The sequence below is a fragment of the Methylobacterium gregans genome (assembly GCF_022179245.1).
In the GTDB taxonomy this organism is placed as follows: Bacteria; Pseudomonadota; Alphaproteobacteria; order Rhizobiales; family Beijerinckiaceae; genus Methylobacterium; species Methylobacterium gregans.
Map to the genome: position 1 here is coordinate 1 of NZ_BPQM01000163.1, position 15,672 is coordinate 15,672.

The 15,672-nt window shown below is 68.6% G+C and carries 14 protein-coding genes and 1 pseudogene; 13 read left to right on the forward strand and 2 right to left on the reverse strand.

Annotated elements, in window-relative coordinates:
* Nucleotides 1-60 precede the first annotated feature (60 nt).
* From MFF54_RS25650 to MFF54_RS25675, 6 genes are all read left to right on the forward strand, one after another.
* The gene (locus tag MFF54_RS25650) at nt 61-744 is read left to right on the forward strand and encodes a metallophosphoesterase family protein (RefSeq protein WP_238307027.1); all 684 of its coding nucleotides are present in this window, start codon (nt 61-63) and stop codon (nt 742-744) included.
* Nucleotides 745-973: 229 nt separating this feature from the next.
* Entirely contained in the window at nt 974-1,864 is an 891-nt protein-coding gene (locus MFF54_RS25655; RefSeq protein ID WP_238307028.1) for a dienelactone hydrolase family protein, read from the forward strand.
* Between the two features lie 237 nt (nt 1,865-2,101).
* Nucleotides 2,102-2,560 (forward strand): response regulator, encoded by a 459-nt coding sequence (locus tag MFF54_RS25660; RefSeq protein ID WP_238307029.1) that lies wholly within the window; start codon nt 2,102-2,104, stop codon nt 2,558-2,560.
* 74 nt (nt 2,561-2,634) lie between these two features.
* Nucleotides 2,635-2,838, forward strand: a complete 204-nt coding sequence (locus tag MFF54_RS25665; protein ID WP_238307030.1) for a hypothetical protein — start codon at nt 2,635-2,637, stop codon at nt 2,836-2,838.
* A gap of 152 nt (nt 2,839-2,990) precedes the next feature.
* A complete protein-coding gene (locus MFF54_RS25670) occupies nt 2,991-4,139 on the forward strand; it encodes an alpha/beta hydrolase (protein ID WP_238307031.1) in 1,149 nt (382 codons plus the stop codon).
* Nucleotides 4,140-4,219: 80 nt separating this feature from the next.
* Nucleotides 4,220-4,423 (forward strand): hypothetical protein, encoded by a 204-nt coding sequence (locus MFF54_RS25675; RefSeq protein ID WP_238307032.1) that lies wholly within the window; start codon nt 4,220-4,222, stop codon nt 4,421-4,423.
* 69 nt (nt 4,424-4,492) lie between these two features.
* Here MFF54_RS25675 and MFF54_RS25680 read toward each other — a convergent pair whose 3' ends face one another.
* On the reverse strand, nt 4,493-5,668 hold the full coding sequence (locus MFF54_RS25680; RefSeq protein ID WP_238307033.1) for an amidinotransferase: 1,176 nt from the start codon (nt 5,666-5,668) through the stop codon (nt 4,493-4,495).
* 207 nt (nt 5,669-5,875) lie between these two features.
* On the opposite strand from MFF54_RS25680, the gene MFF54_RS25685 reads away from it, so the two are divergent.
* The 6 genes from MFF54_RS25685 (at nt 5,876) to MFF54_RS25710 (ending at nt 12,251) form a co-directional block, all read left to right on the forward strand.
* Nucleotides 5,876-6,991: a flippase-like domain-containing protein gene (locus MFF54_RS25685; protein ID WP_238307034.1), complete on the forward strand. Its 1,116-nt coding sequence runs from the start codon at nt 5,876-5,878 to the stop codon at nt 6,989-6,991.
* Complete coding sequence (locus MFF54_RS25690; RefSeq protein ID WP_238307035.1) at nt 6,982-7,581, forward strand: MlaC/ttg2D family ABC transporter substrate-binding protein; 600 nt, start codon at nt 6,982-6,984, stop codon at nt 7,579-7,581. The genes MFF54_RS25685 and MFF54_RS25690 overlap by 10 nt, the downstream gene beginning before the upstream one ends.
* A 64-nt stretch (nt 7,582-7,645) precedes the next feature.
* On the forward strand, nt 7,646-8,830 hold the full coding sequence (gene hpnI, locus MFF54_RS25695) for a bacteriohopanetetrol glucosamine biosynthesis glycosyltransferase HpnI (RefSeq protein WP_238307036.1): 1,185 nt from the start codon (nt 7,646-7,648) through the stop codon (nt 8,828-8,830).
* Between the two features lie 58 nt (nt 8,831-8,888).
* Entirely contained in the window at nt 8,889-10,313 is a 1,425-nt protein-coding gene (gene hpnJ, locus MFF54_RS25700) for a hopanoid biosynthesis associated radical SAM protein HpnJ (RefSeq protein WP_238307037.1), read from the forward strand.
* Between the two features lie 111 nt (nt 10,314-10,424).
* Nucleotides 10,425-11,291 carry a hopanoid biosynthesis-associated protein HpnK gene (hpnK, locus tag MFF54_RS25705; RefSeq protein ID WP_238307038.1) on the forward strand — a complete coding sequence of 289 codons (867 nt, stop codon included), beginning with the start codon at nt 10,425-10,427 and terminating at the stop codon, nt 11,289-11,291.
* 84 nt (nt 11,292-11,375) lie between these two features.
* The gene (locus MFF54_RS25710; protein ID WP_238307039.1) at nt 11,376-12,251 is read left to right on the forward strand and encodes a hypothetical protein; all 876 of its coding nucleotides are present in this window, start codon (nt 11,376-11,378) and stop codon (nt 12,249-12,251) included.
* Between the two features lie 40 nt (nt 12,252-12,291).
* Here MFF54_RS25710 and hpnN read toward each other — a convergent pair whose 3' ends face one another.
* Nucleotides 12,292-14,940: a hopanoid transporter HpnN gene (gene hpnN, locus MFF54_RS25715; protein WP_238307040.1), complete on the reverse strand. Its 2,649-nt coding sequence runs from the start codon at nt 14,938-14,940 to the stop codon at nt 12,292-12,294.
* A 598-nt stretch (nt 14,941-15,538) separates the two neighbouring features.
* On the opposite strand from hpnN, the pseudogene MFF54_RS25720 reads away from it, so the two are divergent.
* Nucleotides 15,539-15,672 (forward strand): annotated as a pseudogene (locus MFF54_RS25720) (adenosyl-hopene transferase HpnH); the annotation flags it as partial.

Sequence of the window (15,672 nt, forward strand, 5' to 3'; positions counted from 1 at the left end):
TGCCCCAGCCCCTTGCCCCGGACCCTTGCGCACCGCAAACATTCCCACGACAACGGGTGCATGACCGCCGAGACGATCACCTACGCCATCGGCGACGTTCACGGTTGCGCCGATCTCCTCGACGCCCTGCTGGAGCGCGTCGAGGCGCATGCGGCGGGCCGCGCGCGCAAGCTTGTCCTCCTCGGCGACTACATCGACCGCGGTCCCGACAGCGCACGGGTGATCGAGACCCTGCGGCGGCTGCAGTGGCGCGAACCCGAGGCGATCGTCTGCCTGATGGGCAACCACGAGGCGATGCTCCTGAAGAGCCTGCACGAGGCGGGCGCCGAGGAGCACTGGCTGATGAACGGCGGCCTCGCCACCCTGCAGGCTTTCGACGTCGAGGAGGCGGCGGCCCTGCCAAGGGACGTTCTCGACTGGCTTGAGGGGCTGCCGACCGTCCACGGGGACGCGCGGCGCTGGTACGTCCACGCGGGCTTCCATCCCTCCGCCTCCGCGCCGGACCCGGACGTCCACAACCGGATCTGGATCCGAGAGCCGTTCCTCGGCGACGACCACGACTTCGGGCGCCACGTCGTGCACGGCCACACGCCGCGCCAGGACGGCCGGCCCGAGGTGCGTGCATACCGGACCAACCTCGATACCGGCGCGGTCTACGGTGCCGCGCTCACCGCTGGCGTCTTCACGGAGGAACAGGGTCCGGCGCTCACATTCCTGCAGGTCCGGCCCGGCGGCGAGCCTTGAAGCGCGGCCGTCCTCCGACAGTTTAGCGCCCGCCGCGGCGCCCTTCCGCGGGGGGAGGAATCCGCCGATGGACGCGCCCGCCAAGCCGCAGACCCGCAGCGAGGAGGCGGCGCTCGCCTCCTCGCCGGAATATTATCCGCCCGTCATGCCCTGACGCGGGGCGGAGCGCCGCGTTGACCCGACCCCGTCCCCGTGCTGCCCTCCGGCGCGGACAACGGCCGGAGGGACCATGCGGGACGAGCGTTCTGACGATGCGGCGCGGGCGGCGGGGCTCACCGGCCTGGTGACGGAACCGCTGTCGCGGCGCGGCTTCGTGATGACCGGCCTGATGAGCGGCCTCACCCTCGCCACCACCCGGGTCGAGGCGCAGGTGATCCATACGGACAGCGCCGGGATCGAGGCCGGCGAGGTGCGCATCCCGGCCGGCGACGGGCCGATGCCGGGCTACCGCGCCGTGCCCGAGGGTGCGGGGCCCTTCCCGGTCGTGCTGGTGATCGAGGAGATCTTCGGCGTCCACGACTATATCAAGGACATCTGCCGGCGCCTGGCCCAGGTCGGCTACTGCGCCGTCGCGCCCGAGCTCTACGCCCGTCAGGGCGACCTCTCGACCATGACCGACGCCAAGCAGATCGTGCGCGACGTGATCAGCAAGACGCCCGACGCCCAGTGGATCGCCGATCTCGACGCGGCCGCGGCCTATGCAGGCTCGGCCGCCAAGGGCGATCTCGGCCGGCTCGGCGTGATGGGCTGGTGCCGGGGCGGGCGCGGCGCGTGGCTCTACGCGGCGCACCGGCGCGACCTGAAGGCCGCGGTCGCGTGGTACGGCCCGATCCAGGGCGAGCGCACGGAGATCCAGCCGCGCACGGCCGGCGACGTCGCCGCGGAGATCCACGCGCCGCTGCTGGCCCTCTACGGCTCCGCCGATGCGGGCATCCCGGTCGCGACCGTCGAGGAGGCCCGGGACCGAGCGAAGGCCGCGGGCAAGACGGTCGAACTCGTCGTCTACCCGGAGGCGCCTCACGGCTTCCACGCCGATTACCGGCCGAGCTACCGCAGGGAGCCGGCCGAGGACGGTTGGAACCGCGCGCTCGCCTTCCTGAAGGCCAACGGCGTCGGGTGAAGATGAACGGGGCTGTGCCCTGAAGGACACGGCCCCAGACTTCGCTTTGTGCCAGGGTACCGCCAGGCGGATCCGTGCCTGTTCGGGCGCGCGTCGTGCATGGGCTTCCCCGGGGCGCGCGTGGCGTGAGCAGGTGAGAGGGCCGATCCGGTCACGGATGCGGGCCCCGACGGCGACGGCGATGCGTTGAACGAATGGACGGACGCACCGTTCAGCCCCTGTAGAGTGTCCCGGCCCATGAGTGACCCGAGAACGCCAGGACAGAAGCCGGTCATCCTCGTCGTTGAGGACCAGCCCGACGAGCGCTTCCTCGCGGCCACGCTCCTGGAGGATACCGGCTTCAGCGTGATCGAGGCCGAGACAGCGGAGCGAGCGCTCGCGATCCTCAACGACCGTGCCGACGACGTCAGCGTGGTCTTCTCGGACGTGCGGACCCCTGGTCCGATCGGGGGGTTCGAGCTCGCACGCATCATCGGCGTGACGTGGCCGCGCGTGCGCGTGCTGCTCACCTCGGGCGATGCCGGCGATCAGCCGAGCGACTTGCGCGTCTCGGCGACCTTCATCCCAAAGCCCTGGCGAGCCGAAGATATCCTGGCCTGGGTCGAGCAGGCCGCGGGCCTGCCGCAGGGCGGCGGATCGGGCCCTGAGGTGATCGGGCCCGGCGGAAAAATAATGTCCGGGTCCCGGGAAACCTGAGCGCCGTGCCTCGTTGACCGGGCTGCGCGTGCCTTGAGGCGCACGAGTGAGCGCCCGCGAGCAGAGAGGCCGCCATGAAGATCGTCAGCGAGAACTACGCCGCGCGTCTCGCGCGCACTGACGATGTCGACTCGACCGAGCGGCTGATGCTCGACGCGATCTCCTGCGACCTCCGCAGCCTTTTCGGCGATGAGGCCGCGGACCTGCCGGACCACCTTCTCATCCTTGTGGGTCGCCTGGAGGCTCTGCCGCCGCCGTCGGACGTACGCGCGGCCTGAGGCCGGAGTTGAAAGAGGGCGCAGGCAATTCGTCGCGAACAACGGCGAGGTTCGGGGCCAGGACGGGCACGTCTTGTGATCGCCAGGCGGCTCGAATCTGCTATGTAGCCGCCTCCGGCTCTGCCGGCTCATCTTGCCTGATCGAGCCCTCCATGCGTCTTACCGCCCGCCGTGCCTTCCTTGCCGGCCTGCTCGCCTACGGCAGCCTCGCGCCAGCGCAGGCGGCGTCGCCTCCCGTACAGCCGAAGGAGGGTCCGGGCGGCATCGGTGACGCTCAGGCGGGCGTGACCAAGCGCGCCCTCGGGCGCGGTGCGAACGTCACCTTCGCCTTCTACATGACCGGTGCCGCCCCGGCGCAGGGACGGCCCGTCGCAGTGTTCCTGCACGGCTGGGGCGCGGTGAACCCGCAGAGCTACGGCGCCTGGATCGACCATCTGGCCCGCACGGGCTGGCTCGTACTGTTTCCGCGCTTCCAGGACGTGAACCGGACGCGGCCCGCCGATGCGACCGCCAACGCGAGCCGCCTGTTGAAGGCCGCGCTCGACGAGGTCGCGGCCGATCCGGAAGCCAAGCCCGATCGCGGCCGGGTTGCGCTGATCGGCCATCTCGCCGGCGTGCCGCTCGCTATGAACCTCGCGGCCGAGGCCGCCGCATCCGGCCTGCCGGCACCAAAGCTCGTCTTCGGCACGATGCCGGGCGGCATCGCGAGCGGCCCCAAGGCGCGCGGCATCGCGCTCGCCGACCTCTCGGCGATCCCGGCCGAGACCCTGATCCTCACGGTGATCGGCGACCGCGACGCGCGGGCGGCCGACGTCGCGGCCCGCCGCCTGCTCCGCGAGGCGGACGCGGTGCCTGTCGAGCGCAAGCTGTTTCTGCGCGCGCTGTCGGACGACCACGGCTTCCCGGCGCTTGCCGCAACGCTTGCCGCGCCAGCCGCGGTGGACACGGCCTACGACGCGGGCGCGATCAAGGTGCAGCCCGAGGCGAAGGACGTGAAGCCGCCGCCGTTCAAGTGGTCCGCCGACATGGCACTCTCCGGTGAGCAGCAGACGCTGGTCTCGCAGATCAACAATGCGCGGGCCGACACGCTCGACTATCTGGCTTTCTGGAAGACCTTCGACCTCGCGGCCGCGGCCGCCTTCGCGGGCGGCAATGCGGCGACCTTGAAGATGAACCCCCGCTTCGCCGACATGGAGCGCTGGAGCGACGGTTGGCCAGTGAAGCGAATCGCCGTGGAGACTCCGAAGCCGCACCCCACGGCACAGCCTGCGGCTCAGAACGCGCCGTCCGCGAAGCGCTGAGCGCGGTATTTCGGCCAAGCTGGGCTATTCAGCGGCCCAGGGTTTGCTACGCTGCACCCCCGACAACGAGGGTGGATGCCATGCCGGATTTCGTCGCGACGCTCCTCTCAGCCGCCGCGTTCTGCCTCGCACTTGTCGCGCTGAACGCACTCACGCGCCTGCTCGTGCAGTGGCAGCTCGCACCCCACGAACTGGCGCCGAACGGCTTCCTCCAATACGGCGGCGCCCTCGCGGTGGCCCGCGTCGCCTACCGCCGCACACCTGTGCGCCGCCTGCCATACTGAGGCGCCGCCGAGACACGAAGAAGGGCACGCCGGGCCGGGCGTGCCCTTCGATCTTGGATCGGCCCGATCCTAGAAGTACGACTTCAGCGTGCCGCGGCGGCGCACGTCGAGGGTGGCGCAGTGGAACGAGCCGCCGAAGGGACCGTAGGACAGGAACGGCGCCGGGATCGGATCGAAGCCCCAATCCTTCAGGGCCTTGATCAGGGTGGGCTGGCTCTGATCGACGACGATCTTCTTCTCGTCGATGGCGAGCACATTGATCGAGGTCCAGGGCGAGCACATCGAGATCTTGCTCATGAAGCCCTCGACGGGGTCGGGGCGCGGCGCGATCAGCACGTCCCACTTCTTGAGCACCGCGGGCAGCTTCTCGACGTCGATATAGTCCGGGTTCACCAGCACCTTGCCGGGCGCGAGCGGCATGAACGACGAGTCGATGTGCATCGGCTGCGGGCATCGGCTCTCGATCTCGTGGATGCGGAAGCCCGGGCCGAGGTGGCGGCGCAGCCACTCGATACCCATGAGGTTCGTCACATTCGAGCGGGTCACGAACAGGTCGCGGCCGCAGCGCACGAAGTCGGCCGCGTCGAAGACCGGCTCAAACTCGTTGACCGTGAACTGCATGGGCTCGCCGGCCTTCAGGTTCGGCACCCGGTAATCGTAGTTATAGAGGTCGTCCGTCAGCTGTGGGCGCGGGGCCGAGGTCCAGCGGGCGCCGGCGCGGAAGTATTCCTTGAAGAGCGAGCGGTAGGCATCGCCCTCGAAGTAGCGCGAGCGCCAGCACATCGGGCTCTCGATGATCTCGTCGCCGATGACGAGATACGGGTCGCGCGGGCAGGCCACGCAGAAACCGCGCGAGGACCAGCGCGGCGCCTTGAACTTCTTCGAGAAGTCGACCGAATCCGGACGGCGGACCTTCACGCCCTCGCCGGCCAGAATGTTGATGAAGTTATCGAGCTCTGCTTGAGCGAGCTTCTTCATGAACTTCGGGTACTTCCAGCCGCTGGCGAAGCGGTAGAAGGGCTGCGCGGCACGCGGCAGATTGAAGATCACTGTGAGGTGGTGGGTCGGGATGGTCGCGCCGTCGAGCGAGCCGACGATGACTTCCTCAAGCGGATCCCACTCGTTCCAGGCCATGACCGGCGACTGGGGCGCGGGCGCGCCGGGCCCGTGGCCGGCGCCGTACCCGGCGGCGTGAGCGTCGTCGAGCACGGCTTCCCCAGCCGTGATGGGTGATTCGCGGTCCATCATTGTCCCCTTGAGGCGGTCTTGCGCGGTTGTTCTACCGAGGGCGTCAGAGCCCGTGCCGCTTTGGTCCGCACTGTGTCAATCGGGTGATAGACATTGCCGACCGTTGCTGCAACTTGGGCTCACTCCCTTACCGCGGCGGTCTTTTTCGGTCGGAAACGCGGCGAGATTCCAGCATCAAGCCCACCCCGAGCTTGAAAGTAGACCATGAAGCGTCTGACGACTCTCGCCCTGATCGTCGGTCTGTGCACGGTCGTCGGTCTGCTCTGGTCCTACGGGCCGGAAGACGTGGCCGCCGCCGTGGTGGCGGCCGGCTGGGGGGCGGCGCTCGTCGTCCTCGCGCGCGTCATCGCGGTCGCCTGGGCCGGGCTCGGCTGGTACGCCGTGTTCCCTCGCGCCGGTCGCCCGGCGCTCCGCCACTGCATCAACATCCGCTTCATCCGCGAGGGCATCAACACCCTATTGCCGGTCGCCACCGTCGGCGGCGATTTCGTCGGTGCACGCCTGCTGACGAAGCGCGGCGTCACAGGGGGCCTCGCCGGCGCCAGCATGTTCGTCGACCTGATGACCCAGGCCGCGACCCAGTTCCTGTTCACCGTGATGGGGCTCGGCCTGCTGGTCTGGCTCGTCGGTGACGGGCCGGTCGCCCGCACCGTCGCGGGTGGTCTCGCGGTCGCCGCCCCCGCGCTCGCCGCCTTCTACATGATCCAGCGTCGCGCCGGGCACCGGATCGTGCAGGGCCTTCTCACCCGCTTCGCCTCCGGCCGCGAGTGGCGGGCGCTGGGCGCCGTCGACGTGCTCTACGACAACCTGCGCCGGCTCTACGCGGCGCCGCGCCGGGTCGGTGCCGGTCTCGCGGTGCATCTCGCCGGCTGGATCATCGGCTCGATCGAGGTCTGGGTCTGCCTGCATTTCATGGGCTATCCGGTCAGCTTCGCCGAGGCGATCGTGATCGAGAGCCTCGCCCAGGCCGTGCGCGGCGCCGCCTTCGCGGTGCCGGGTGCGCTGGGCGCCCAAGAGGGCGGCCTGATCGCCCTCTGCGCCCTGTTCGGCATCCCGGCCGAGGCGGCGCTCGCGCTCTCGCTGATCAAGCGTGTTGCCGACCTGCTCTGCGGCGTGCCGGGCCTCATTCAGTGGCACCGCGAGGAGCGCCGTTTTAGGGAGGAGCCCGCGGCCGACCAGCGGCGCGGCCGCGAGCTCGGGCGCCGGCTCGGCCCCGTTCTGCAACCGGCGACCCTTGGCCCCTTCTACAGCTACGCCCCGCCCCGGATGGCCGGCACACGGCTTCCCGAGGCCGACGGAGAGCTGAAGCAGTGCGCCTGATCCGGTCTGTTATCGTCGCACTCGCGCTCTCGGCTGCTCCAGGCGCGTGGGCCGCGGACGAGCCCGCCCTCACGACCGTGAAGACTCTCTACGGCAGCTTCGAAGCGGCGGTGAAGGACGGCGGCAGCACCCTGCAGCAGCGTCTCGACGCGGTCGGCCCGACCTTGGAGCGAAGCTTCGACTACCCGGCCATGCTCCGACTCGCGGTCGGCCAGTCATGGGCGGGCTTCACGCCCGAGCAGCAGGGCGAGCTGACGGAGGCCTTCCGGCGCAACTTCGTGACGACCTACGCCAACCGCCTGAAGCAGGCGGCCGGCGGCAAGTTCGAGGTGCTGGGCAGCGAGCGGCGCGCGTCGGGCAGTATCGTCCAGACAAAGGTCACCACGCCGGACAACGACGAGTCGCAGATCGACTTCGTCGCCAACCCCGAGGGCCAGGTGATCGACGTGTTGCTCAACGGCAACGTGAGTGAGGTCGCATCGCAGCGGACGCTCTTCAATCAGCCCCTGAAGGCTGGCGGCGCGGACGGTTTGCTGAAATTCCTGCGTCAGCGCACCGAAACCATGCTCTCGGCCAAACCGACGCCTTGAACGGCGCGCACCGTCCAATCCCGCCGCGAACCAGGCGGCCGATTCCCGCGACTGAGCGCCCCTGATGGACCTGACCTGGCTCTCGCCGATCTTCCTGCTCCTCGCGGTCGTCGGCTGCCTGTACGGCCTGGTTTCCGCGTGGCTCGGCGGTCGCTTCGCCGCAAAATCCGCGCCACGCCTGCCCGAGGGCGCCGCGCGCCCCTCCGTCACGATCCTGAAGCCGCTGTGCGGGCTCGAGCCGAACCTGTACCAGAACCTCGAGACCTTCTGCCGACAGGTCTATGCGGGGCCGGTGCAGATCGTCTTCGGCGTGCAGAACGCCACCGACCCGGCGGTCGGTGTGGTGGAGCGGCTGCGCAGCGCCCATCCCCAACTCGCCATCGACCTCGTGATCGACGCGCGACAGCACGGTTCGAACCGCAAGGTTTCAAATCTTATCAACATGTCCGAGCGCATCGCCCACGCGGTGATCGTGCTCGCCGACAGCGACATGGTGGTCGCGCCGGACTACCTGGAGCGCCTCGTCGCGGAGCTGTCCCAGCCTGGCGTCACCGGCGTCACATGCCTCTACCACGGCGTGCCGGCCAACCGCGGGGTCTACGCCCACCTCTCGGCGCTCGCCATCGACGTGCAGTTCCTGCCCAACGTGCTGATGGGCACCGGCCTCGGCCTCGCAAAGCCCTGCTTCGGCTCGACCATCGCCTTCACGGCCGAATCGCTCGCGCGAATCGGCGGCTTCCAGCGCATCCGGAACGACCTAGCCGACGATTACGAGTTGGGCGAGGCGCTGCGCGGGCTCGGCGGGCGGGTCGCGATCCCGAACTTCTCGATCGGTCATACCTGCGTCGACACCGAGATCAGCGGCCTCTGGCGGCACGAGCTGCGCTGGAACCGCACCATTCGCAACGTGGATCCTGCGGGCTACGCCGGCTCCGTCGTCACGCACGCCTTCCCGCTGGCGCTCATCGGCGCGCTCCTGCCCGGCGCCGGCTCCGGCGCGCTCGCGGTGGCGGCGCTAGCACTCGCCTGCCGCATCCTGCTCTGCATCCGTTTGGAGCGCGCCTTCGGCCTCCAGCCGCACCCCTACTGGCTGTTGCCGATCCGCGACATCCTCTCCTTCATGAACTTCTCCTGGGGCTTCGTCTCGGGGGCGGTGACATGGAAAGGTCATGATTATCGGGTGGTTGCGGACGGTACGCTGATCCCGGAAGCGCAACTCAGCAAGGATGCTGAGGCGCCGACCGCCTGATCTTTCCGCCGATCCTCGAATTCTCGTCATCCGGCACTGCACTGAGGCCTTGAACCCCATGCGCACGCTCTTTCTCCAGGCCCCCACCTTCGACGGGTTCGACGGCGGTGCCGGCTCCCGCTACCAGGCCAAGCGCGAGATCAAGTCGTTCTGGTACCCGACGTGGCTGGCCCAGCCGGCCGCCCTGGTGCCGAACTCGAAGCTGATCGACGCGCCGCCGCACAACATCAAGCTCGATGAGATCGTGGCTCAGGCCAACGATTTCGACCTCGTGGTGCTCCACACCTCGGTCCCGTCCTTCAAGTCGGACGTGAAGACCATCGAGGCCCTGAAGGCTGCGAACCCCAAGCTGATCGCCGGCCTGATCGGCGCCAAGGTGGCGGTGGATGCTGCCGGCGCTATGGAGCAGGCCCCGGTCGTCGATTTCTGCGCGCGCAACGAGTTCGACTTCACCGTCAAGGAAGTCGCCGACGGCGTCCCGCTGTCGCAGATCAAGGGCCTCTCCTATCGCAATCCCGCCGGTGTCGTGATCCATAACGAGGACCGCGAGATCATGACGGACATGGATCAGCTTCCGTTCGTGACATCCGTCTACAAGCGCGACCTTGAGATGGAAAAATACTTCATCGGCTACCTCAAGCACCCCTACATCTCGTTCTATTCCGGCCGGGGTTGCAAGTCGCGCTGCACGTTCTGCCTCTGGCCGCAGACGGTCGGCGGGCACACCTATCGGACACGCTCGGTCGCGCACGTGATCGAGGAGATCAAGTACTGTCTGAAGGAATTCCCGCAGACCAAGGAGTTCTTCTTCGACGACGATACGTTCACCGACAACCTGCCGCGCGCCGAGGAGATCGCCCGCGAGCTCGGCAAGCTCGGCGTGACGTGGTCGTGCAACGCGAAGGCCAACGTGCCCCGCGAGACCCTGAAGGTGCTGAAGGACAACGGCCTGCGCCTTCTGCTGGTCGGCTACGAGTCCGGCAACCAGAAGATCCTGAACAACATCAAGAAGGGCATGCGCGTCGAGGTGGCGGAGAAGTTCACCAAGGATTGCCACGATCTCGGGATCGCCATCCACGGCACCTTCATCGTCGGCCTGCCGGGCGAGACGAAGGAGACGATCCAGGAGACGATCGCCTTCGCCAAGCGCATCAACCCGCACACGATCCAGGTTTCGCTGGCCGCGCCCTATCCGGGCACCTTCCTGTACAAGCAGGCGGTCGAGAACGGCTGGCTCGATGTGGAGAACGCCGAGCTCGTCGACGAGAACGGCGTGCAGATCGCCCCGCTCCACTACCCGCACCTCTCGCACACCGAGATCTTCTCGGCGGTCGAGGAGTTCTACAAGAAGTTCTACTTCCGCGCCCCGAAGATCGCCTCCATCGTGAGCGAGATGGTCCGCTCGCCCGACATGATGAAGCGGCGCCTGCGCGAGGGCGTCGAGTTCTGGCACTTCCTCCGGGAGCGCAAGGCTGCCGCGTAACGCTGGCCGCCGCGCATTCGAGCAAAGAAGGAAGGCCGGGCGCAAGCCCGGCCTTCCTCGTTTCCAGGGCCCCGCCCTCAACCCCTCGACACCCGTGACGAGAGAGTTCCCGTGAAGCGACTGGTCGTCACTGCGGACGATTTCGGCCTGAGCCGAGCGGTCAACGACGCCGTTGAGCAGGCCCATCGCGACGGCATCCTCACCGCCGCCAGCCTCATGGTCTCCGCACCCGCCGCGGTGGACGCCATCGAGCGGGCACGCCGCCTGCCGTCGCTGCGGGTCGGGCTGCATCTGGTACTTGTCGAGGCGTGGCCGACGCTGCCCGCCGCGGACCTGCCCGACCTCACGGACGGGCAGGGGCTGATGCGGCGCGACATGGAGCGCCTCGGTCTCGACCTCGCGCTGAAGCCCGCCGCCCGGCGCCAGCTCGCCGCGGAGATACGGGCGCAGTTCGAGGCGTTCCGCAAGACCGGCCTGCCCCTCGACCACGTCAACGCACACAAGCACTTCCACATCCACCCGCTGATCGCCAGCTTGGTGCTGCGGATCGGGCGAGAGTACGGGATGCGGGCCATCCGGGTGCCGCGCGAGCCGCGCGAGGTCCTGCGGCGCGCCGAGCCCAGTTATCGGCCGCGCGCGGCCCTCGACACGGCGCCCTGGGCGGCGCTCCTCGCTGTCCGGGCCCGGCAGGCCGGTCTCCTCGTTCCCGACCGGACGCTGGGCCTCGCGTGGTCCGGGGCGATGACGCCGGATCGTGTGACCGCCCTCCTTGAGGTCCTGCCGGACGGGTTGAGCGAGCTCTACACACATCCCGCAACGGAGGGCGGCTTTCCCGGCGAGGCACCGGGTTACGCCTACGCGGCGGAGCGCGACGCGCTCATCGATCCAAGGGCCCGTGCAACGATCGAACAGTCCGGCACGATGCTTGGCGGCTTCTCGGATTTTTCAGTGTTGAAAGAGGCCGCCGCGCCTTCATGACATCGCTCTACGATGCGCCATGCCCGTTGTTGCGTCTCGCAACCAGGGCTACGTCTTGGCCGTTACGGGCCTTGAGTGTAGCGCATGTCGAGGAAGCTGGTCTTCGTGAAGGGACGCCGCCTGGGGCGTCTCGGGTCAGCCTATCTGCGATGCGATCAGCTCTGCGCGATCCTTGCGCGGTCCGGATCATTTACGGGCGATGACCTTGTCATCACGGTTCTGCCCGAGGCGATCCACGACAGCCTTCTGATCGTCAACAAGAGCTACCTGATGGAGCACGGCGCCGGCGGGCTGGACCAGCTGCGCAGGAATGGCAACGTCGTCGCGATCGATCCGGTGGACCTGAAGCTCGCTCCCGGCACCCGGATCGACGCCGATCTCCTGATCGCCAGCTCGCGCATGCAGGAGGCGTTCTTCCGCGAGCATTTCGCCGACCTGCCGACGTTCTACGTCCCGCACCACGCTGATCTGCGGATTCCCCCCGGAGGCGAGCCGCCGGCGCGGTTCGGCATGGGCTATTTCGGCGCGCTCTACAACGCGCCCTTCATGGAGGCGCTGGCCGCTGCCGGATTGTGCGACTTCCACAAGGCCGACGATCCGGCCGACACGGACTGGATGGCACGCCTTCCGGGCTACACCTGCCACTATGCCGCCCGCAGCTGGCAATCGTTCGACGGGTTCAAACCGTTCACCAAGGGGATCATCGCGGCCCGATGCGGCGCGATCGTGCTGGTCGACCGGAATCCGGAGGCCGTCACCGCGCTGGGCACGGACTACCCGTTCTACATCGACGATCCGAGCCTCGCTGGCATCCGCACGACCGTGGAGCGCGCACGCTCGGGCTTCGGTTCGACGTCTTGGGAGACGGCGCGCGGGGCCATGCGGCGGCTCGCGGCATCCGTGTCGGAAGACGCCGTCGCCGCCGCAATCCTCAGCCTCAGCCGACACGCCGGCCGCTGACCCCGCCCGGCCCTGGCGGGGGCCGGACGCTGGCGCGGGCCTACTTCGCCGGCACGGCCTCGGCTTTCCGGGCGATCAGCGGATCCTTTCCGGCGGCGTCGCCCTCGGGGCGGTCCGCGTCGGGCTGCACCGGGGGCGGCCCCAGGAAGGCCGGCACAACGAAGAAGGCCGCCACCAGGGTGAAGAACAGGGACAGCGCCAGAAGCTTGCCCATGCTCGCCGTGCCCGGATGGCTCGACAGCACCAGAGAGCCGAAGGCCGTGCCGGTGGTCAGCGCCGAGAAGAAGATCGCCCGCGTCAAGCTGGAGGCCAGCATATCGGTTACGCCTGCCCGCCACGCGATCACGTAGTAGATGTGGAAGGCGACGCCCACCGCGAGCATCAGCGGCAGCGCGATGATGTTGGCGAAGTTCAGCGGCATGCCGATGACGTAGAGCGCCATCAGCGTCCACAGCGTGGCGAGGACCAGCGGGCCCAGCGTCATCGCCACGTCCCAGGGTTTACGCAGCGCCACCGACAGGATGATGAAGATCAGCACGAAGGCGGTCACGCCCGCCTGAACGAAGGCGCCGAGGATCGTGTAGCTCGACGCGGTCGTGGCGACCGGCGCGCCCGTCGCGTGCGGGGCCACCGTGCGCACCTCGTTGGCGAAATTGCGCAGCACCGTGTCGTCGTTCGAGTTGCCCTTGGGATGCAGCTCGATCCGGGCGCGCCCGTCGGCGGCCACCCACTCGGCCTTCAGCTGAGGCGGCAGATTGTCGAGGGTGACCTTCTCGGGATGGAGCAGGGTGCGCAGACGCGTCAGCAGCGGGTTGAGGTTCGCCGTGAGCGCGACCGAGGCGGCCTCGCGCGCGGCGACCGGCGCGGCCGCCACCTTGTCGAGCGTGCCCGCGAGCTGCGCGGCCGCCTTGCCGCCGGAGCTGTCGTTGGCGATGCCGTTGAGGGCGGCCGCCGCATCCTTCAGCGCCTTGACGTTGTCGGCGTCGGTCGGCGGCGGCGGGCGGCGGGTCGGGTTGAGGACCGGATCGAGCAGCTCGGCCGTCTCGGCGATCGTCGCGAGCTTCTTGTCCTGGTCGCGCGGCACGAAGGTGTCGATGCTGTTCGCGCTCGAGACCGAGGGCAGGGCGGTCAGCTTCTTCGTCAGCTCCGGCACGGCGTCGACGCTCGGCGCCAGCACGTCGATCACGTTCGGGCTGGTCGCCGGATCCTTGATCAGATCGAGATAGGTCGCGATCGACTCGACCTTCGGGCTGCGCAGGTGCATCGGGTTCGAGTCGAAGGGCAGCTTCCACAGGAGCGGCGTGCCCGCCAGCGTGATCAGGCCGACCGCGATGAGGATGCCCTTGCGGTGCTCGATGATCCAGGGATCGACGCCCGAGAGCCAGGTCGTCTCGACGGCCTCCTTCTCGCCGCGCGGGTTGAACACCGCGATCAGCGCCGGCAGCACCGTCAGCGCGAACAGGTAGGCCACGATCATGCCGACGCCGGCGATCAGGCCGAGTTCCGACACGCCCCGGAAGGCGGTGGGCAGGAAGGCGAAGAAGCCGGCGATGAGCGACACGGCGGCCAGCGTCAGCGACCAGCCGACCCCGCGGGAAGCGGCTCGGAGCGCGGCCTCCAGCGTCGGCTGCTCGTAGCGGTCGGCCCGGTAGCGCACCGCGAACTGGATGCCGAAATCGATGCCGAGGCCGACGAAGAGGGCCGCGAAGGCCACCGAGATCGGGTTCAGCTCGCCCACCATCAGAAGGCCGAGCGCCGCGGTGACGATCAGGCCCGCGAAGGTCGTGATCATAACGGCGACGACGAGCGGTGCCGAGCGCAAGGCCAGCCACAGAAACAGCACGATCGCCCCGACCGTGACCGCGTTGTTCAGGAAGGCGTCGTCCGACAGCGTCGCGAACTCGTCGTCCGCCACCGCGACCGGGCCAGTCAGCCGCATGGTCAGCCCGTACTCGGGCGCGATCTTCAGTTCCTTGGCGACGTTCCGGATCAGCTTGGTCGCGTGGTAGCCCGGCTGCAGAGCATTGAAGTCCAGCACGGGCTGGATCATCACGAACTTGCGCAGGTCGGTGGTCCGTGTCTCACCGCCGGAGAGGAGCATCTGCCAGGAGAGGCGGGCGGGCTCGCCTTTCAGAACCTTCTGGAGCACCGAATCGATCTGCCCCATCGGCTTCTCGAGGTCCTCCAGCTTGGCGTCGCCGCTCTTAACCCCGCGCGCTCCGAGGGTGAGGACGCGCATCACGCCGCGCAGCGAGGGGTCGGCGGCCAGCGGCCCGAGCAGGCCCTGCTGCTGAACTAGCTGCTCGGTGGTCTTCTGGAGTTCCTGCTGCGACATCAGCAGGAGGCCGTTCTTGTCGTAGAACGGGCCGCCGTCCGGGCGGTACACCGTCTCGATCAGGTTCTTATGGACGGAGAGCGCCTGGACCAGCGCGGTCGCGGCCTCCTCGGCCTGCTCCGGCGTCTGCCCGTCGATGACCGCGACCACCGTGTTGGTCCGCTGCGGGAAGGCTTTCTCGTAGGCGATCTCGTCCTGACGCCAGGGCTCGTTCGGATCGATCAGCCGCTCGACGTCCGTATTGATCCGGAACAGGTGGGCGGCCAGCCCCACGCTCGCCACGGTCAGGAGCGCGGCGAGCGCGAGAACGACCCAGCGGTGCCGGACGGAGGACGCGACGAGACGTTCGATCACGAGTATCCTACCTGCCTGGGATCTGTGCCGCACCGCTCGCGCGGACAGGTCCCTCCACATGACGGGCAAGCCCGGCGCGACGTATCACCGTCGGCCAGGCTCTCAACTGCTACGGTTCGAGACGCCTGAACCGCGCCCGATGTTCCCGGACATCGCGGGCGACCCTGCGACGCGACCGGACCCGGGGCGGCGCGCTCCGGCCGGCTTGCGGACGGGGCGAGTCTGCGCCACGATCGCAGGCTCAGTAATCGGCCCCGGCCTTGAATGCAAACCGCGCGGACAGCGGTTTGCACGAGACCGGTCATCCGTGCGATAGCGCACGGCGATGCACGGAAACTGAGTTCACGAACGAGCCTCCGTCCTAATCCCGACGCAATCCCCGTCTCAGTCGGGAGGCATGCGCCGGCGCGGGCATCTCCGCGGCACGGGGCTGGCGAACCGGCCGCTGTGGCCGCTTTGCGTCAACCTCGAAACATCGCCGCGGGGAGCGGCCGAAAAGGTCTCTTTGAGATCCGTTCCAGGCTATATCCCTGGAACTGAGGAATTTTTCGCGTTAAGCAGCCCCCGACCCCGGGGCCAACGACACAGGAGCCGCATCTTGGGAATCCCCCTCCGGTACGTCGCGAAGATCGGCGGCTACATCCTCAAGCAGCATCTCACAGGCCGGAAACGCTACCCGCTCGTGATGATGATGGAGCCGCTGTTCCGCTGCAATCTTGCCTGCGCCGGCTG